This window comes from Streptomyces sp. HNM0574, from assembly GCF_012726235.1.
In the GTDB taxonomy this organism is placed as follows: Bacteria; Actinomycetota; Actinomycetes; order Streptomycetales; family Streptomycetaceae; genus Streptomyces.
Map to the genome: position 1 here is coordinate 466,987 of NZ_JAASAH010000001.1, position 18,024 is coordinate 485,010.

At 72.6% G+C, this 18,024-nt stretch carries 16 protein-coding genes; 6 read left to right on the forward strand and 10 right to left on the reverse strand.

What is annotated here, in order from left to right; translation table 11 throughout:
- Positions 1–15 precede the first annotated feature (15 nt).
- A complete protein-coding gene (locus HCC30_RS01915) occupies positions 16–945 on the reverse strand; it encodes a phosphotransferase (RefSeq protein ID WP_169440173.1) in 930 nt (309 codons plus the stop codon).
- A gap of 20 nt (positions 946–965) precedes the next feature.
- On the reverse strand, positions 966–1,682 hold the full coding sequence (locus HCC30_RS01920; RefSeq protein WP_169440174.1) for a TetR/AcrR family transcriptional regulator: 717 nt from the start codon (positions 1,680–1,682) through the stop codon (positions 966–968).
- 198 nt (positions 1,683–1,880) lie between these two features.
- On the opposite strand from HCC30_RS01920, the gene HCC30_RS01925 reads away from it, so the two are divergent.
- Entirely contained in the window at positions 1,881–3,398 is a 1,518-nt protein-coding gene (locus HCC30_RS01925) for an MFS transporter (RefSeq protein ID WP_169440175.1), read from the forward strand.
- Positions 3,399–3,590: 192 nt separating this feature from the next.
- Here the strand turns inward: HCC30_RS01925 and HCC30_RS01930 are convergent, their stop codons facing one another.
- Genes HCC30_RS01930 through HCC30_RS01945 form a run of 4 tightly spaced genes read right to left on the reverse strand, consistent with a single transcriptional unit; the run spans position 3,591 to position 6,748 of the window.
- Positions 3,591–4,442, reverse strand: a complete 852-nt coding sequence (locus HCC30_RS01930; protein ID WP_169440176.1) for a hypothetical protein — start codon at positions 4,440–4,442, stop codon at positions 3,591–3,593.
- Positions 4,442–5,782, reverse strand: coding sequence for a putative T7SS-secreted protein (locus HCC30_RS01935; RefSeq protein WP_169440177.1), 1,341 nt, complete (start codon positions 5,780–5,782; stop codon positions 4,442–4,444). The genes HCC30_RS01930 and HCC30_RS01935 overlap by 1 nt, the downstream gene beginning before the upstream one ends.
- Complete coding sequence (locus HCC30_RS01940; RefSeq protein WP_169440178.1) at positions 5,782–6,081, reverse strand: hypothetical protein; 300 nt, start codon at positions 6,079–6,081, stop codon at positions 5,782–5,784. Before HCC30_RS01940 ends, HCC30_RS01935 begins: the two co-directional genes overlap by 1 nt.
- Positions 6,082–6,118: 37 nt before the next feature.
- The gene (locus HCC30_RS01945; RefSeq protein ID WP_169440179.1) at positions 6,119–6,748 is read right to left on the reverse strand and encodes a hypothetical protein; all 630 of its coding nucleotides are present in this window, start codon (positions 6,746–6,748) and stop codon (positions 6,119–6,121) included.
- Between the two features lie 482 nt (positions 6,749–7,230).
- Here HCC30_RS01945 and HCC30_RS01950 point away from each other — a divergent pair, with 482 nt between their 5' ends.
- Positions 7,231–7,725, forward strand: a complete 495-nt coding sequence (locus tag HCC30_RS01950) for a DinB family protein (RefSeq protein ID WP_346776452.1) — start codon at positions 7,231–7,233, stop codon at positions 7,723–7,725.
- Positions 7,726–7,767: 42 nt separating this feature from the next.
- Here HCC30_RS01950 and HCC30_RS01955 read toward each other — a convergent pair whose 3' ends face one another.
- Complete coding sequence (locus HCC30_RS01955) at positions 7,768–8,811, reverse strand: aminoglycoside phosphotransferase family protein (protein ID WP_169440180.1); 1,044 nt, start codon at positions 8,809–8,811, stop codon at positions 7,768–7,770.
- Between the two features lie 868 nt (positions 8,812–9,679).
- On the opposite strand from HCC30_RS01955, the gene HCC30_RS01960 reads away from it, so the two are divergent.
- Positions 9,680–10,333: a LysE family translocator gene (locus HCC30_RS01960; protein WP_169440181.1), complete on the forward strand. Its 654-nt coding sequence runs from the start codon at positions 9,680–9,682 to the stop codon at positions 10,331–10,333.
- Between the two features lie 67 nt (positions 10,334–10,400).
- On the opposite strand, the gene HCC30_RS01965 is transcribed toward HCC30_RS01960, so the two are convergent.
- From HCC30_RS01965 to HCC30_RS01975, 3 genes are read right to left on the reverse strand one after another with little or no spacing between them, the layout of a single operon-like run.
- Positions 10,401–11,525, reverse strand: coding sequence for an iron chelate uptake ABC transporter family permease subunit (locus tag HCC30_RS01965; protein WP_169440182.1), 1,125 nt, complete (start codon positions 11,523–11,525; stop codon positions 10,401–10,403).
- Positions 11,522–12,568, reverse strand: a complete 1,047-nt coding sequence (locus tag HCC30_RS01970; RefSeq protein WP_169440183.1) for an iron chelate uptake ABC transporter family permease subunit — start codon at positions 12,566–12,568, stop codon at positions 11,522–11,524. Before HCC30_RS01970 ends, HCC30_RS01965 begins: the two co-directional genes overlap by 4 nt.
- A gap of 19 nt (positions 12,569–12,587) precedes the next feature.
- Positions 12,588–13,652 carry an iron-siderophore ABC transporter substrate-binding protein gene (locus HCC30_RS01975; RefSeq protein ID WP_169440184.1) on the reverse strand — a complete coding sequence of 355 codons (1,065 nt, stop codon included), beginning with the start codon at positions 13,650–13,652 and terminating at the stop codon, positions 12,588–12,590.
- A 317-nt stretch (positions 13,653–13,969) separates the two neighbouring features.
- Here HCC30_RS01975 and HCC30_RS01980 point away from each other — a divergent pair, with 317 nt between their 5' ends.
- From HCC30_RS01980 to HCC30_RS01990, 3 genes are all read left to right on the forward strand, one after another.
- Complete coding sequence (locus HCC30_RS01980) at positions 13,970–14,584, forward strand: 4'-phosphopantetheinyl transferase superfamily protein (protein ID WP_206323300.1); 615 nt, start codon at positions 13,970–13,972, stop codon at positions 14,582–14,584.
- Positions 14,585–14,726: 142 nt separating this feature from the next.
- Complete coding sequence (locus tag HCC30_RS01985) at positions 14,727–16,706, forward strand: DUF5107 domain-containing protein (protein ID WP_169440185.1); 1,980 nt, start codon at positions 14,727–14,729, stop codon at positions 16,704–16,706.
- Between the two features lie 545 nt (positions 16,707–17,251).
- A complete protein-coding gene (locus HCC30_RS01990; RefSeq protein WP_169440186.1) occupies positions 17,252–18,013 on the forward strand; it encodes a DeoR/GlpR family DNA-binding transcription regulator in 762 nt (253 codons plus the stop codon).
- The last annotated feature ends 11 nt before the right edge of the window (positions 18,014–18,024 follow it).

Here is an 18,024-nt window from a genome sequence, read left to right on the forward strand (position 1 = left end):
CCCGGGACGTGCCGGTCAGCGGAAGCCCCGGAGACCGTCGTCCAGCTCGCCGTCATCGCCGTCCCGGTGCGCCGCGAGGGCCTGTTGGAGGGCGAAGGTGCCGTGGATGGCCGCGATCCGCTCCGGGAGGCGGCCGTACGGGTCCGGCACCCCGAGCGACGCGACCACCCGGCGCAGAAACGCCGGCCCGTGACTCGCACGCATCGCGGCCAGGTCCTCGGCCGGGTCGCCGAGGGCGACCTCGTCCCAGTCGAGCACGCCGCTGAGCACGGGCAGGCCGTCGCCGTCCCGGGTCCACAGGACGTTCTCGGCACCCAGATCACCGTGGACCACCGCACCCGCGACGTGCGGCAGCCCGGCGAGGGGCGCGAGCCGCTGCTCCGCACGCCGCCGCCCGCGTTCGGACATCAACGGAAACAGCTCCGCGCGCACCTCTTCGGCGAATCGCCGCCACCGGTCCGGCGCCGGGCGCGGCAGCCCCGCCCGCGCGGGCTCGCCCCGCCCGGCGGCCGCCAACTCGTCCAGCAGCCGGGCGTACTGGGACGCGACCGGGCTGTCGTCGTCCGCTTCGAGGGCGGTGCGGAGCTCGTCCGGTATCAGTGGGGAACCGGGGACGCGGCTGAGCACGAGGTACGGCGGAACGTGCCCCGCGACGGAGACGTCCAGCGGCTCCGGGGTGCGGACGCCGAGCCCCAGGGCGGCGACGGCGCGCAGAGCGGCCGCCCGCCGGGGCAGCCGGGCCGCGGCGGCGCCGGTCCGGGCGAGGCAGACCACACGCTCGGCACCGATCAGCACGAGGTGGAACTGCCCCTGTTCGACGGTGAGTTCATCGACCTGATCCCGGGACAGCAGCTTCCGAAGGAGGAGGTGGTGCCGGTCGAGGAGGGCGGCGGGTTCGTCATCGGCCCGTGTTCCGGTTCCGGGCCGTGATGCGGGCGTGGGCACAGGGCGGGGGCTGTGATCGTTTACGACTCTCTCCTTGGCTCAACTGCTTGCTCTGGCACGGGTTCTGACTCCGGCTCCGAATCCCGCTCTGCGTTCTCCACCCGGACGTCGAGGTGCGGGCCGCCCGGGTGGCCGGCGTCGTCGAAGAGGTCGGCGAGGTGGTAGCGGAGGACCGTTCTCGCCGTTTCGGGGCTGTGCAGGCCGACCAGGACGCCGGTGCCCAGGCCGTGGCTGACGGCGAGGAGTCGGGCGGCCTCCGCCTCGGCGTCCACCTTCGGGGCGAGGGTGCCGTCGTCCTGGGCCTGTTGGAGTATGTCGCGGAGCTGGCCCTCCAGCCGGGCGGGGCCCTCGACCAGGGGCTGGTCCGCGAGTTCGGGGTCCGTCCTGGCGAGCGTCGCGTACGAGGTCCACACCTGGTGGAAGGTGCGGCTGGGCTCGTCCGAAGGGAGGGCCTCGGCGGTGAACGCCTCCACGAAGGCGGGTGCCGTGACCGGCTGGGGGAGGCCCTCCAGGCGCTCGGCCCAGCGCTGATGGCTCTGTTCCTCCAGGCGCTGGAGAGCGGCGCGCGTCAACTCGGCCTTGGAATCGAAGTAGTACTGCACGACGCGGAGGGAGACGTCCGCCTCGGCGGCGACGGAACGCATCGTCACCGCATGCGGCCCCTCCCGCGCGGCGACGCGCACCAACGCGTCGATGATGTGCGCCCGCCGTTCGGCGTGATCCACCCGCTTGGGCACGCGATGTCCTCCTGTCTTTCTGCGGCCGGACGAGCCGTCCGGCACTGAAGTCCCCTGAAAGTCCTGCCGGTTGTCCTGACGATTCCCGGCTGTGTCGTCGACGGTTTTTATGATACACCTGTATCTGCAAGAGAGGATACAGGTGTATCCGCAAAAATTCGCGGGTCGCCGGACGGGACGAGGGGCGGAGGGGGCGCGATGGTGCGACGGGGGAAGTTGCCGGGTCAGGGCGCCGGGGTGCTGGCGCTGGCGTGTGCCGCGCAGTTCATGGTGGTGCTCGACGTGTCCGTGGTGAACGTGGCGCTGCCGTCCATCCGCGCCGCGCTCGGCTTCGACCCGGCGGGGCTCCAGTGGGTCGTCGGGGCGTACGCGCTCGTCTTCGCCGGGTTCCTGCTGCCCGGCGGCAGACTGGCCGATCTCCTCGGCCACAGGCGGACGTTCCTGCTGGGGCTGGCCCTCTTCACGGGCGCGAGCCTGGTCGGCGGACTCGCGGCCTCGCCCGGAACGCTGACGGCGATGCGGGCCCTCCAAGGGCTGGGGGCCGCGGTGCTGGCTCCCGCCACATTGACGATCCTGACGGCCGCCCACCCCGAAGGCCCCTCGCGCACCCGCGCGTTGGCGGTCTGGACGGCCGTCAGCTCGGCCGGCGGGGCGGCGGGAAACCTGATCGGCGGCGTCCTCACGGACACCTTGTCCTGGCGCTGGATCCTGCTGATCAACGTCCCCGTCGGCGCGCTCGCCCTGCTCGCCGCCATACGCCTGCTCCCCACGGGCGCGGGGGACGGTCCAGGCCCGGCGAGGGGAGCGTCGGGCGGAAGCGGGAGTACGGTCCGCCGGCTCGACGTGCTCGGCGCGGTGCTCGCCACGGTGGGCGTCGGGGGCCTGGTGCACGGCCTGAGCCGGGCGGGGGCGGACGGCTGGTCATCGCCCGCGGCCGTGACGGGGGTGGCCGTCGGGCTGGTCTCGCTCGCCGCCTTCGCCGCCGTCGAGGCGCGGTGGGCCCGTGCGCCCCTGGTGCCCGCGCGACTCGTCCGACTCCGGGCCGTCCTGGCCGGGAACGCCGTGATGCTGCTGGCGGGAGCCTGCTTCATCCCCATGTGGTACTTCCTCTCGCTCCACATGCAAGAGGCCCTGGGATACGGGGCGTTGGCGACGGGCGTCGGGTTCCTCCCGCACACCCTGGTGGGCATCGTGGCCGCCCGCTGCGCTCCCGCCGTCATGCGGCGTACCGGGGCACGCACGTTGATCGTCCTGAGCGCGCTGCTGGCTGCCGTGGGCTTCCTGTGGCAGAGCGCCGCCGGGGCGGCCGACGGCTACCTCGTGGGGATGCTCGGCCCCGGCATCGTCATGTCCGCCGGGATGGGGCTGCTCGTCACCCCGGTCACGGTCCTCGCGACCTCCGGCGTCGCGGCCGACGACGCGGGCGCGGCCTCCGGACTCATGAACGCGGCGCGCCAGATGGGCGGCGCGATCGGCCTGGCGGCCCTGGTCACCCTGCCCGGCACGGCATCGCGGGAGCCCGGCGGGCCCACGGACGCGATACCCGCGTACGGGCCGGTGTTCACCGCGATCGCGCTCCTGTGCGCGCTCGTCGCCGCCCTGGCGGCGGTGGCGCTGCCGCGCTCCCACGACGGTGCGGCAGTGCAGCCGGAAGGCGGACGGGGCTCATGCGAGGGCGTCGAGGAGGTGAGCGGGCGGAACCAGGGCCTCTCTTGACGGGGCCGAGGGCACTCGCCCGACGTGACGTACGCACGCCGGGCGAGCGCCCTCGAACGGCGGCCCTGCGCCCATCGGTTGGCGGGCAGGCTGCCGTCGGGCGGTCATCAGCTGAGGCCGGCCGTCAGTTGACCGTGACCTTCAGCGAAGGGAGGACATCTGCACGGAGGTGCTTCCAGCCGACCGTGGCCTTCAGCCGAAGGTGGCCTGCATGTCCGCGTGGACGCGTTCCGCGGCGCGCAGTTCCTCCTCCGTCGGGGGCTCCGGCGGAGGGGTGAAGGAGATCCCGGCCGCGAACACGGTGGCCAGCTCCAGGAACTCGTCGTCGTGCGTCAGGTCCTCCGTCGCCAGGGAGACCGACACGGCCTCCGCCACGTGCGGGAACGCCAGCTGGAAGGTGACGGTCCGCAGCCGTGACACCGAGTCCTCAGCCACCCCGAACGCGGCCCCGGGAACCGTCACTTCGTGACCGGAGACCGTCACGGCGGCGAGCCCCGCCGGGAGCTCCACGATGCCCTGGTGCGTCCCCGTCTCCAGGGCGTCCTCGTCGCGCAGCACGCTCAGCGGATACATGTGCGGGTCACCCGGCGGACGCTCGACCACGGCGATCTGGCAGACACCGGAGACGAGTTCGTCCCCCTCGGTGCGCAGCAGAAAGGAGCTGAAGTGCACGACCCCCTCGTCCGCGAGCCTCGCCAGCGTCACCTCGAAACTGAGCGCGGCGGCGACCAGTTGCTCCCGCGTCGCACCCGTATAGACCCCGCCGAGGTCCGCGACAACCTCCTCCAGCCGCTCCTCCGGAAGCCGCGCGAAGTCGACGGGATGGAACCCGTCGGGGATCCGGTACCAGAGCGGGATCGGGTCCCCGGGCGGTTCGGAATCCTGCGGGGCGTCCTGCTCCGGTGCGGCAGGGGCCTGCTCTCGCTGCTCGTTCTGCGCCGGCGGGGTGTCCTGTGTCTGCCGGTTGTCCTGTGTCTCCGGGCCGCTCTGCTGCTGCGTGGCGTTCTGGCCCGCGGGCCGGTGCTGTTCGGTGAGGTCGCGCATCACAGGGCCTTCGCGAGGGCGGAGATCTTCTGGACCGGGCCGGCCGCCATACCGCCCGCGACCACGCCGTTGTTGATGACGGTGCCGGCCGTCGCGGCATTGGCCGTGGAGTCGCTGGAGTCCCACAGCGACATCGCCGTCGGCGCCGCGAGCCCTCCGGTGACGGTGGCCTGGGTGACGTCGGACGCCATCGCCGCAGCCGAGTCCGAGGCGCCCAGCGCGCGGCTCGCTCGTTCGACCGTCCCTGTGAAGATGGGGTTCGACGGGTCGGCGGCCTTGGAGTACTCCTTGAAGTGCACCGCCCCGTTCTTCGCCGCCTGGACGGCGCGGGAGGCGCCCGTCGCGCCCTCGGCGCCCCGTGCGGCTTGGACGATGGCGCGGGAGTTCTTCAAACCGGTGGCCATCCGGGCCGCGTTCGCGCCGCGGCTGGTCGCGATGGCGGCCTTGGCGCCGCGTACGGCCGGGCCCACGCCGGGGACCGCGCCCAGCACGTCGCCGCCGAGGGTGGCCCATTCGCTGAGGTTGCTCGATGTCGGCGGCCACATGTCCTTGCCGCTCTTCGCGTACTGGTACGCGTGCTGGCCCGCCGCCGCCAGGCTCAGACCGATGGCCACGGGGGCGAGGACGGGCACGAAGATGGCCGCGATTCCGGCGACGGTGGCGGCGACGGTCAGCAGGTCGCCGCCGTGCTTGTCCCACCAGTCGGAGATCTTCGACCAGACGCCGCTGTCGGGGGCGTGGTCCTCGGCGTGCTTGCGGATCTGGTCCGCGTGGTCCTGGGCGGTGTCGCCGTGGTCGCGTTCCAGCTTCTTCGCCGCGTCGATGAGCTCCTCGAGCTCCGACTGCGCGCTGTCCAGCCGCTTCCACGCGGACTCGACCTCACTGTTGGCGGCGTCCAACCGGCGCTGTGCGCTGTCGAGTTCGGCGCCCTTGCTGAAGGTCTGCCCGGCGAGGTTCAGATCCGGGTTGCTGCGGGCCTTCCCGTACGCCTTCTCGGCTTCCTCGGCCCGCTTCCTGGCCTTCTTCGCGTCTGCCTCGTAGTTGCCGGCCTTCGTCTTCATGCTCTCGAGGGAGTCGCTCCAGGACTGGATCTCCTTGCTCGCCCCGCGCAGTGAATCCTTCGCATCGGCAAGGTACTTGGGGAGGTCGGATATCTTGTCCGTGAACGCGTCCCTGGCCTTGCCCTTCCAGTGCGAACTCTCCTTCGTCAGGGAATCCAGCAGGTCGTGGGTGTCCTTCAGGACATCCGCCGTTCCCTTGAGGTGGTTCGCGAGATTCGTGGCCAGTCGCGGATGGCCGGGGGTGGGGTTCCAGCCGAGCCCGCTCCAGTCGTCCGCCACTATCTTCCCCCTGTGCTCGACGTGAGACTCTTGTGAATCTCGGATTCGGTCTTCTCGTAGTTCTTCAGAATCGCGTCGATTCCCTCTTCGAGGATCTCGATGCGCTTCTTCGTCTCGCTGAGCCCGTGCTCCCAGTCGTCCTCGAAGTCCTCGCAGGCCGCGTCGAGCGAACGCTTCCCGAGGTTCTTGGGACCGGTGTCCTTCATCCGCCGCAAGGACTCCTCCATCCGGTCCTTGCTGCTGGTGAGTTTGCTCTTGAGCTTGCGCAGCTCGGCGAGGTCGACTTCGAAGTCGGCCATGATTCCCCCTATTCCGTCGGTGCTGAGTGTGGTCCGATCACCGCTTCTTGGGTTTCCCGAACAGCAGGCGGAACCCCCAGACGAGTGCGAGCACATTGAGCACGTGCGTGACGGCGAGCGTGACGCCGTCGCCGTAGTCGATCCACTCGAGCATGTTCCCGTTGACCCAGTTGGTGACATGCGCCAGCCCGGCGCCGATGCCCACCATGAGGAGGAGAATGCCTCCCGCTTTCCGGCCTTCGCTCCGCCTGGCCCCGGTGCTCGCGTCGCCCGCAGAGATTGTGCCCTTCGGATCTCCGGTGTCGACGGGTCCTTCGGGCATCTGCTCGGGATGGAACAGCCAGTTCCCCTTGGCTCCCGCGGTCTGCCGGAAGAAACCGGCTTCGGCGGCGATCTCCTCCGCCGCCGCACCTGAGAGGCCAGGGTATGTGGACGGGTTGAGCCGGACGTATCCACGGGTGTGGACGTGGCCGGTTCTCAGGTCGTGCAGCAGGTTCTCTTTCTGCTGCTCCAGGGGGACTTTCCGGTTTTTCAGGCTCTCGAGGAACGGGGCGACGACGCCGACGGCAATGCCCACGAGGAAGATGCCGCCGACGACCACCCAGACCCAGGTCGGTTGTGGGTCGCTCGTGGGCGGGGCGGCGAGTGTGGGCAGAGTGGTGTCCATATGTCGCAAGGTGTACTCCCGAAGTCAGCGACAACAGCGGTGAGATGAACGGGCAGCGGGGAGCCCGGGGCCCGGCTGCCGGGCGGGCGGGCGTGGTTACGCGGACCGGAACCGGAGGGAAGCGTGCGGCTCCCGGGGTTCGGTGTGCGGTGTGGTGCGGTGTGTGCTGCGCATGTGTGTATCCCCCGTGGCACCCGTTCGGGACGGATTCGTACGCGTCCCGGCTGACCATATGTCACGTTACCTGCCCATGATCGGCGGTGCGTGCTCGGGGCAACTTTCGTGGAGATGGCGGGGGATGGGCGGCTTGGCGGGTTCCGCGCCCCGGGCGTTGTCAGTGGTCGTGGCTAGGGTGATGAGTGATGGCGAGGGGCCGCTGACGAGCCGTGGCGCGGGGCCGATGACGTGGGGGCCCGTGGAATCGGGGAGAGGGGTACGGCATGGGTGCTGAGGTGCCGGCGTTGCCGCCGGGGGAGCCGGAGTTGTCGGTTGCGGGGGCCTGGGAGCTGATGGGCGGGCATCTCGACTACTACCGGGGGGCGGTGCTGCGGAAGCTGGAGGGGCTGTCGGAGGCCGAGTTGCGGGGCAGCCGGGTGCCGTCGGGGTGGTCGCCGCTGACGCTGGTGCGGCACCTGACGTACATGGAACGCCGGTGGCTGGTCTGGGGGTTCGAGGGCGAGCAGGTGAGCGATCCGTGGGGTGACCAGGACGCGTCGGGGGAGTGGTACGTCCCCGAGGGGGTGGGCGTCGAGGAGGTGCTGGCGGCGTTCCGGGAGCAGGCGGAGCGGTCGCGGCGGATCGTGGCGGCGGTCCTGGACCCGTCCCTGGCCCGGGCGCGGCTCGGTGGCCGCTTCGGCTCGGAGGGGGAGGCGCCGGCGCTGTCCTGGATCCTCTTCCATGTGCTGCAGGAGTACGCCCGTCACGTCGGCCAGTTGGACGTCTCCCGCGAACTCGCCGACGGAGCCACGGGGGAGTAGCCGCGAGGATCCGTCCCGGTCATCGGCGCTCGTGGGCGCCGGTCACAGGCCTGCCACGTCCGCGAGGACGCGGGCCTGGCGCAGCAACTCGACGCTGCGGGTGCGGTTTTCGTCCTCGTCGACGGACCACAGGGCGTACTCGACGTGCCGGGCGACGCACCAGGCGCGGACGCGGTCCACGTCCGTGCCCAGTGCGTCGGCGACGAGTGCGGTGCGGCGGGTGAGGACGGTGTGCGCGGCGTCGCCGTACGCGAACGGGTCGTCGACCTGTTCGATGAGGGGCCAGGGGTCGAAGGCGGGGTCGCCCGTCATGGGTTTGGTGTCGATCGCCAGCCAGGGGCTGCGGCGGGCCGCGAGGACGTTGCCCGGGTTGAAGTCGCCGTGGACGAGCACCGATCGGGGTGCGGAGAGGGGGAGTTCGCGCAGGAGTCCGGCGGCGAGGGTGAACAGGCCGGTGTCGAGGGCGTCGGGCCAGCCGGGGCGGGCGGCACGTTCCTCGGCCACGTCCGCCCAGTCGGCGGTGATGGTGCGGACGGTGTCCATCGCCGTGAAGTCACCGTGTACGGACCACAGTTGACGGAGTACGGCGCAGGCCGCCGTCAATCGGTGCTCGGGGGGAAGGTGGGTGGCGCGTCCGAGCTCGGTGCCCGGGTCGCAGCGCTCCAGCAGCAGGGCGTACCGGTCGGCGTCGTGGGCGTACACGCGGACGGCGCCGTGTCCGGCGCGCAGGCGCAGCGCCTCGGCCTCGTGCCGGGCCTCGGGGTGCGGCCAGGTCACCTTGAACACGGCCGGGGTGCCGTCGGGCAGGACGGCGGGCGCCACCCACGAGCAGCTGCCGCCGTGGAAGGGCGGGCCGAGCCGCAGCCGCCACATCCCGCGCAACTCGTCGACCAGCGCGGGAAGCCCGGCCAGCCACCGGCGCCCGCTCGCGTGCTTCCGCATGGAGGCCACGACGGGGAGCGTGGGCGGGAAGCGGCTGTGGTCGGTGAGGGCAGCGAGAGCTTCGGGGGAGACGTCCGAGCCGGCGACGCCCTCCGCGCCGTCCGGCTCGTCGGCTTCGGCGGCGGTGTGCGAGACCAGTGTCATGGGTTTCCCTCGGGCTGCGTCGTCGGTGCGGCGGTGTTTTGTACACGGGGACGGCGCGCGGTGCCCAGGCATTTGCGGCAGCCGCCGTTGGACCGTCGGTACCCCCGGACCGTGGTGCTGTGGTGCCTCCCCGAACCGTGGCCCCGAACCGCAGGCAGTGCTGCCCCCGAGCAGTGGGAACCCCCGAGCCGCAGTCACCTTCGGACGCTGCTGAACCCCCTGAGCCGTGGGCACTGCGAACCGCAGGACACCCCTAGACCGTCGACACCCCCGATCGTCGGCACCCCGGACAGTGGTGCGCCCCGGGTCGGTGGCCCCGGGCTGCAAGGCACCCCGAGCTGTCGGCGCCGGGACCGTGGCGCGCCCCCGGACTGTGGCCCGAACGGCAGGGCGCCCCGCGCCATGCTGCTCTCCCGGGCTGTGGGCACCTCAAACTTGCAGACACCCCCGATCGTCGACACCCCGGACAGTGGTGCGCCCCGGGTCGGTGGCCCCGGGCTGCAAGGCACCCCGAGCTGTCGGCGCCGGGACCGTGGCGCGCCCCCGGACTGTGGCCCGAACGGCAGGGCGCCCCGCGCCATGTTGCTCTCCCGGGCTGTGTGCACCCCGAACTTGCAGAGCCCCCCGAGCGTCGGCACCCTCAGCGCCCCCGGCCCGTGACGCAGCCCCGGGCGCCTGGCCCCGAGCCGCAGAGCACCCCGAGCCGCAGAGCACCCCGAGCCGCAGAGCACCCCGGACCACGCTGACCCCTGAGCCGCTCACACCCTGAACCGCAGGACACCCCCAGGCAGCCCGCCCCCGCCGGACCGTGGACCCCAACCCCAGCCCCCCCAGCTCCGAGCCCCCACCCCCCTGCCATCATTCCGCCATGGACGTCTCCTCCGCTCTTACTTCGTTTGCCCTGGTTGCCGCTGTGTTGACGATCACGCCGGGGCTGGATACGGCGCTGGTGCTGCGGTCTGCCGTGACGCGGGGGAGGCGGCACGCGATGGTGACGTCGCTGGGGATCATCAGTGGTGCGTTCGTCTGGGGTGTCGCGGCCTCGGTGGGGATTTCGGCGCTGCTGACGGCGTCCCATCTGGCGTACACGGTGCTGAAGGTGGTGGGTGCCGCGTACATGCTGTGGCTGGGGTTCAGCATGATCCGTAAGACGCTGCGCCGTCGTGGCCGTCCGGAGGAGGCGGTGGTCATGGCGGAGGCCGCTCCGGCTGGTGGGGAGGAGCGGGCGTTGCGGGTCTGGTCGCGGGGGATGCTGACGAATCTGCTGAACCCGAAGGTCGGGGTGTTCTACGTCGCGATGCTGCCGCAGTTCATCCCGGTGGGGGCGCCGCATCTGCCGATGGGGCTGGGGCTGGCGCTGATCCACGCGCTGGAGGCGATGCTCTGGTTCACGCTGCTGACGTTCGGGACGGGGCTGGCGAAGGGCTGGTTCCAGCGCGGTGCGGTGCGGCGGGGCATGGACCGGGTGACGGGTGTGGTGCTCGTCGGGTTCGGCCTCAATCTGGTGCTCGGCGGCAAGTGACGGACCGGCCGGAACGACGAGGGGCACCCCGGATCTCCGGGGTGCCCCTCGTCGTCGTCCGGGTGGTTCACAGGGTGCCGCGGCGCCATTCGCGGGTCAGGAGGTAGCCGAGGTAGAGGCCGCCGATGCCCATCGTGTAGATGCCGACGGGGAGTTCCTCGAAGAGCGGGAGCTGCTGCGAGGCGAGGTCGGCCAGTGCCATGAGCAGCATTCCGACGAGTGCGGAGAGCGTCAGGTGCGGGCCGGTACCGCGGGTGACGCGCTTGGCGATCTGCGGTGCCGTCAGCGAGACGAACGCGATCGGCCCGGCGACGCTGACGGCCGCTGCCGACAGGATCACCGAGAGCGTCACGGCGAGGGTCTTGGTGCTGCCGGGCCGTGCCCCGAGCCCTGCCGCGAGGTCGTCGCCCATCTCGCAGATGCTCAGGCGCCGGGAGATGGCGGCGACGAGCGGCACGAGCGCCGCGACGATGATCCAGATCGTGGCGGCCTGGCTCCAGTCGCGGGTGGCGAGGCTGCCGTGGATGTAGGCGGTGAGGGCCGAGGCCTTGTCCCGTTCCACGGCGTACACGACGTACTGGGTGATCGCGGTGGCCAGTGCGGCCACGCCGATGCCGGCCACGACGAGCCGTCCGCGGTTGCGGAAGCCGGAGCCCGTCGAGACGTACACCAGCGCCATCGCGCCCGTGGCGCCGAGGACGGCGCCGAGCGGCACGGGCACGATGCCGGGCAGCATCAGCGCGGCGATGGCGGCGCCCGCTCCGGCGCCGGCGGCGAGTCCGATGATGTCGGGGCTGCCGAGCGGGTTCCGGGTGACGGACTGGAACAGCGCGCCGGAGAGGCCGAGTGCGGCGCCGACTCCGAGGCCGACGACGAGCCGCGGCCCGCGCAGGCGTTCCAGTACGAAGCTCTCCTTGACGCCGATGTCCCCGGAGAGGAGGTCGGGCACCCCGGAGAGTGGGATGCCGAGCCGTCCGAGCGCGAAGGTGGCGACGGAGGTGGCGAGGATCAGCAGGACCAGCACCAGTGCGGCGATCACGGCCACCCGCCGCGCGGGCAGGGCCACATGCCGCCCGAGTGTGAGGTGTCCGCGTGCAGAGCCGTCCTGTTCGGGCGTCCGTTCCGCTTCGAGGAGTGTCCCGGTGGCGCCCGGTTCGTGGTGGTCCGTGGTGGTCTCGGGCTGCCGCGTCATGCCGCCCCCTTCATCCTGCGTACGGCGTACAGCAGCGCGGGTGCGCCGATGAACGCGGTGACGACGCCGACCATGAGTTCCTGCGGGCGCAGCACCACGCGCCCCACCACGTCGGCGAGGAGCAGCAGGGCCGGGCCCGCGATGGTGGAGAAGGCGATCTGCATCCGGAAGTCGACCCCGACGAGGGCCCGCACGATGTGCGGGACGGCGAGGCCGACGAAGGCGATGGGCCCGGCGGCCGCCGTGGCCGCCGCGCTGAGCAGGGTCGCCGCGATGAGTCCGGCGCCGCGGACGAGTGCCGGGTTCGAACCCAGGGCGGTGGCGGCGTCGTTGCCGAGGGCGAGGGCGTTGAGGCTGGGTCCGAGGAGGAGCGCCACGACGAAGCCGACGGCGGCGAAGGGCATCACGGACCACAGGACGTCGAAGTCCCGCCCGGCGAGGGAGCCGACGACCCAGTACCGGTAGCTGTCGAAGACCTGCGGCTTGCTGAGCGTCACGGCCTGGATGAAGGCGGTGAGGACGGCGGTGAGCACGGCTCCGGCGAGGACGAGGCGCACCAGGCTGGTGCTCGATCCGGCCGAGCCGATGGCGTGCACGAGGACTCCGGCGAGCAGGGCTCCGGGCAGTGCCCACCACATGGTGGCGGTGCTGCCGGTGGCGCCGAGGAACGCGGTGGCCGCGACGATGCTGGCGGAGGCGCCGGCGTTGATGCCGAGCAGGCCGGGCTCGGCCAGCGGGTTGCGGGTCACGCCCTGCATGAGCGAGCCCGCGACGGCGAGGCAGACCCCGGCGAGGACCCCGAGCGCGGTGCGGGGGTAGCGGCTTTCGATGACGGTCGTGGTGTTCGCGTCGGCGGTGCCGGACAGTACGTGGACGACGTCGCTGAACGAGGTGTCGCTGCTGCCGTACATCAGGCTCGCCGCGATGGCGAGGGCCAGCACGACGAGCCCGGCGAACAGCACGAGCGCCCGACGGGCGGCACGCGCACCAAGGGGGGTGCGGGTGCCGCCCGTCGGGGCGTCTGGCGAGGTGACGGTGGTCATGAAGAGGTTCCGGCGTCCCTCACTTGTCGGCCTTGTCAGCCTTCTCGGCCTTCTCGATCGCCTTGTCGATCATCGGCTCGTAGCGGTCGATGACCCACGGCACGGTGAGCGGGTTGATCAGCGAGGAGGCGGTGACGAACGGCTTGTCCTCGCTGGAGACGACCGCGCCGTTCTTGATGGCGGGGATCTTCGCGTACAGCGGCTGCTTCTCGATCTCCTTGCGGTTCTTCTCGTCGCTGTAGAACGTGAAGATCAGGTCGCTGTCCTTGAGCTTGTGACCGTTCTCCAGGCCGATGAGCGCCGAGGCGGTGCCCTTCGTCTCCTTGAAGTCGTTCACGACCGGGTCGGTCTTGAGGCCCAGCGAGGAGACCATCTTGACCCGCTGCTCCTCGGGCTTGAAGACGCCGAGGGTGCCGGGGCCGTTGTTGTAGATGTACGAGTACGTGACGTCCTGGTACTCGGGGTGCTTCTTGCGCTCGTCGGCGAACTGCTTCTGGATGTCGGCCTTGAGCTCGTCGGCCTTCTTCTCCTTGCCGAGCGCCTTGCCGATCAGGTCCATCTGGTCGTCCCAGTCCGTGGTCCACGGCAGGTCCGGGTAGGCGACCGTGGGCGCGATGTCGGAGAGGACGTCGTACTGCTTCTGCGTGATGCCGGACCAGGGGGCGAGGATCACGTCGGGCTCCAGCTCGACGATCTTCTCGACGTCGATGTCCTCGCCGCCCTTGAACTGGGTGGGGAGCTTGTCGCCCTTCTTCTTCACGGCCTCGTGGACCCAGGGCAGGTAGCCGGTCTTGTCGCTGCCCCAGGGGTAGCTCTCCATGCCGACGGGGGTGTTGCCCAGGGCTATGGAGGTCTCGGCCGAGCCCTGGCCCAGCGTGACGACGCGCTCCGGCTTCTTCTCGATCTCCGCCGTGCCGAGCGCGCTCTTGATCTTCACGGGGAACCCGGCGCCGCTTTTCCCGGACGTGGAGGTGTCCTTGTCGTCCGACGAGCCGCAGCCGCTCACGGTGAGGCTGAGGGCGAGTACCGCGGCCGAGGCGGCGACCGTCTGACGGCGCGCACGGCGGGTGAACCAGGTGGGCATGGACGTTCCTCATCGTCGCGTGGGGCGTACCGTCCCCCACGTCGTGAACAGGGCACCGGGCCGCTGACGTGCTGCACGAGGGCAGCGGTGAGCACGGTCCGGCCGGAAAAACTTAGGTAACCCTAAGCTAAGGGCGTGCGGCTTTCAACCGGACCCCCGCCCCCGCTCCGCACCGGTGCACGCCCGCCCCGCGCGGTCGGCTACGTTCGTGCCATGGCCACTCACCGCAACTGTCCCCGTGCCTCCGGGAGTTCGGCCGCCGCACCGGTCACGCCCGTCCGCGCGGGAGGTGGCGCGTGAGCGTCGAGCGGCGGGTGCTGCGGGTCTCCGCGCACGCGGCCGCGGCCCGCCGGGAGGCCGGCTCCCTCTCCGCCGGGGAGCGCGAACGCGCCGCCGCCTTCCGGCGGGAGGCGGACCGCGACCGGTACCTCGTCGCGCACACCGCGCTGCGCGGGGAGCTGGCCGCGCGCCTCGGCGGCAGCCCGCGCGCCGTGCCGCTCACCCGCGCGCCCTGCCCGGGCTGCGGCGGTCCGCACGGGCGGCCCTCCGTCGCCGGCGACCTGCTGCACTTCTCCCTCTCGCACGCGGGCGACCTGGTGCTGCTCGCCTTCGCGGACGCCCCGGTCGGCGCCGACGTGGAGGCGCTGCCCGCGCCCGGTGTCGTCGCCGACGTCGGCGCCTCCCTGCACCCGCGCGAGCGCGCGGAGTTGGCCGCGCTGCCCGAGCGGGAGCGCCCCGCCGCCTTCACCCGCTGCTGGACCCGGAAGGAAGCGTTCCTGAAGGGCCTGGGCACCGGCCTCGCCACCGACCCGGCCGCCGACTACGTCAGCACCCTGGAACGCCCCGCCCCCCTCCCGGGCTGGCACCTCGCCGACGTCCCCGTGCCCCCGGGCTACGCGGCCGCCACCGCCCTCGCGCGCCCGGCGGGCTGAACGCGCGGTCGGGGAAGGGGGCGCGGAAAGTGCAACTCCCCGGCGGAAGAGTCCCTGTCCAAGCCGGCCGCCGCCGTGTTCCATGACGCGCGGGGGCCCGGGAGGCCGGGGCCGCACCCCCTCGGAGGAGAGCGAGGCGCTCGTGGCGACGACCGTACGACGCAGCACACTGACCCTTCCCGCCGCGCCGGCCGGACCGGCGAACCCGCTGCCCACGCTGCTGCCGCTGGACGAGGCGCACACCCTCGACGAGCGGCAACGGGCCGCGCTGCCCGCCGACATGGCCCGCCAGATCGGCTACGCGCCGCTCCGCTCCCCGCTGCCCACACCGCTCCTCGACGGCTACGGGCGCACCCGCACGCCCACCACGCTGGACACCCTCGTGCTGGAGAACGACCGGCTGCGGGCGACCGTGCTGCCCGCGCTCGGCGGCCGCGTCCACTCGCTGTTCCACAAGCCCACCGGGCGCGAACTGCTCTACACCAACCCGGTGTTCCAGCCCGCCAACTTCGCGCTCAACGGCGCCTGGTTCTCCGGCGGCATCGAGTGGAACATCGGCGCCACCGGACACACCCCGCTGTCCTGCGCCCCGCTGCACGCGGCCCGTCTGCCCGCGCCGGACGGTGGCGAGATGCTGCGGCTGTGGGAGTGGGAACGGCTGCGCGACACCCCGTTCCAGGTGGACCTGTGGCTGCCGGACGGCGCGGACTTCCTGTACGTCGGCGTCCGGGTCCGCAACCCGCACGACCGTCCCGTCCCCGTCTACTGGTGGTCGAACATCGCCGTCCCGGAAGACGAGCACACCCGCGTCCTCGTCCCCGCCGACGAGACCTGGAACTTCTCCTACGAGCGGAAACTGCGCCGCATCCCCGTGCCCGAATGGGACGGCGCCGACCGCATGTACCCGCTGCGCAGCGAGTACCCCGGCGACTACTTCTACGAGCTGCCCGACGGCACCCGGCGCTGGATCGCCTCCCTCGACGGGCAGGGCCGCGGCCTGGTGCAGACGTCGACCGACCTGCTGCGCGGCCGCAAACTGTTCGTCTGGGGCCACGGGCCCGGCGGCCGCCGCTGGCAGAGCTGGCTGACCGAACCCGGCACCCCGGGCTACGCGGAGATCCAGGCGGGCCTCGCCCGCACCCAGCTGGAGCACGTACGGCTGGAGGCGGGCGAGGAGTTCGCCTGGCTGGAGGCGTACGGGCCGCTGGAGACCGAGGCGGGCACCACGCACGGGACGGACTGGCGCGCGGCGCGCACGCACGCGGCCGGGCGACTGGAGGAGGCGCTGCCGCGCGCCGCCGTCGACGCGGCCTACGCGGGCTGGCGCCCGCTGGCCGACGCCGCACCGGAGGGGGAGCCGCTGGCCGCCGGTTCGGGCTGGGGCGCGCTGGAGGTGGCGCGCGGCGGGTACGTGCTGCCGGGCACGCCGTTCCCCGAGGAGTCCCTCGGGGACGAGCAACAGCCCTGGCTGGAGCTGCTGATGACCGGACGCTTCCCCGAGGGGGGCGGCGCGCCGGGGCCCTCGCTGGTGTCGGACGCCTGGCGGGACCAGCTGGAGTGCGCCCCCGACGGTCCGCTGACGCACTACCACCTGGGCGTCGCGCAGTGGCACGCGGGCGACCGGGCCCAGGCGGTGCGCAGTTGGGAACGGTCGGCCGCCGCCGCGCCCGAGCCGTGGACCCTGCGCGCGCTCGCCGTCGCGGACCTCGCCGAGGCCGGCACCGGCGTGCGACGGGACCGGGCGGCGGACCGGCTGCTGACGGCCGCGGAGACGGCGGCCGAGCGCGAACCGTCCTGCGCGGACGGGCAGTTGCTGGTGGCGCTGGTCCGTGAGGCGGTGCCGGCGCTGCTCGCGGCCGGGCGGGTGTCCGAGGCGCGCCGGGTGCTGGAGCGGCTGCCGGCGGCGCAGCGGGCGCGGGGGCGGTTCCGGCTGCTGCACGCGCGGGTTCTGCTGGCGGAGGGGGAACGGGGGGCGGCGCGGGCCGTGTTCGACGCGGGGGTCGAGGTGGACGATCTGCGGGAGGGGGACGAGGTGTTGACCGAGACGTGGTCCGCGGTGTGTGCCGGGGAGCCGTTGCCGGCTCGGTACGACTTCCGGATGCGGCCGGCGTCCGGCGCGTAGCGTTGGGGGCTTGTTGCGTCGGGGGGTGCGGGGCTGTGTGGGCGGGTGCGGGTACGTCGTGGTGGTTCGCGCAGTTCCCCGCGCCCCTTTTTGCGCAGTTCCCCGCGCCCCTGATCGGGCCGGCCCCGCTTCTCGGGGTGACCCCGCTTGGGAGAACTGCGCCTAGGCGCAGGGCTGGCAAGCGCAGCGGGGTCACCCCCGCGCGGGGTGCTCCATGCCGTCACCGGGCCACCCCGTACGCCGTGGCCGTTCGCGCAGTTCCCCGCGCCCCTGGTGGGGCGCACCTCCCCGCACCCCGGAAAGGGCGAACGGGCATCTCCCGGGCGCCCGTTGCCCCCCAAGCGGGCGTCGAAGACGGGCGGCGCACGAGGGTCCCGAGAGGAAAGTCCTGGTGAGGCAGCGCATGGCGGGACGCCCTGGGCGGGCGGAAGCGGGCGGGATCGGGGGAGGGTGGGGCCTGGCTGGGGTGCGGCGGGGCCGGTAGAACTCTGGGCACGGGCCCGAACGGGCGGGCCCGTGCCCGTACGGAGAGAGGGAGCGTGCCGATGGGTGCGGAGGAGCGGCAGCGCGTCATCGTCGGGGCGGCACGGCGCTCCGGCGCCGTGGACGTCGCCGAACTCGCCGCCGAGCTGGGCGTCGCGAAGGAGACCGTCCGCCGCGACCTGCGCGTCCTGGAGTCGCACGGCCTGCTGCGCCGCACCCACGGCGGTGCGTACCCGGTGGAGAGCGCGGGCTTCGAGACGACGCTCGCCTTCCGGACGACGATGCACGTGCCCGAGAAGCGGCGGATCGCCGCCGCCGCGGCGGACATGCTCGGCGAGGCCGAGACGGTCTTCATCGACGAGGGCTTCACCCCGCAGCTCATCGCCGAGGCGCTGCCGCGCGGCAGGCCGCTCACGGTCGTCACCGCGTCCCTGGCGGCGGCCGGGGCGCTGGCCTCGGCGGAGGAGATCACGGTGCTGCTGCTCGGCGGCCGGCTGCGCGGCTCGACGCTGGCCACCGTCGACCACTGGACGACGAAGATGCTCTCCGGATTCGTCATCGACCTGGCGTACCTGGGGGCGAACGGCATCTCCCGCGACCACGGGCTCACCACGCCCGACCCGGCCGTGAGCGAGGTCAAGGCGCAGGCCGTACGGGCCTCCAGGCGGCGGGTGTTCGCGGGGCTGCACACGAAGTTCGGCGCGGTCAGCTTCTGCCGGTTCGCCGAGGTCAGCGACTTCGAGGCGATCGTGACCAGCACCGGTCTGTCCGCCTCGGAGGCGCACCGCTACTCGCTGCGCGGCCCGCAGGTCGTCCGCGTCTGAACCCCGGCGCG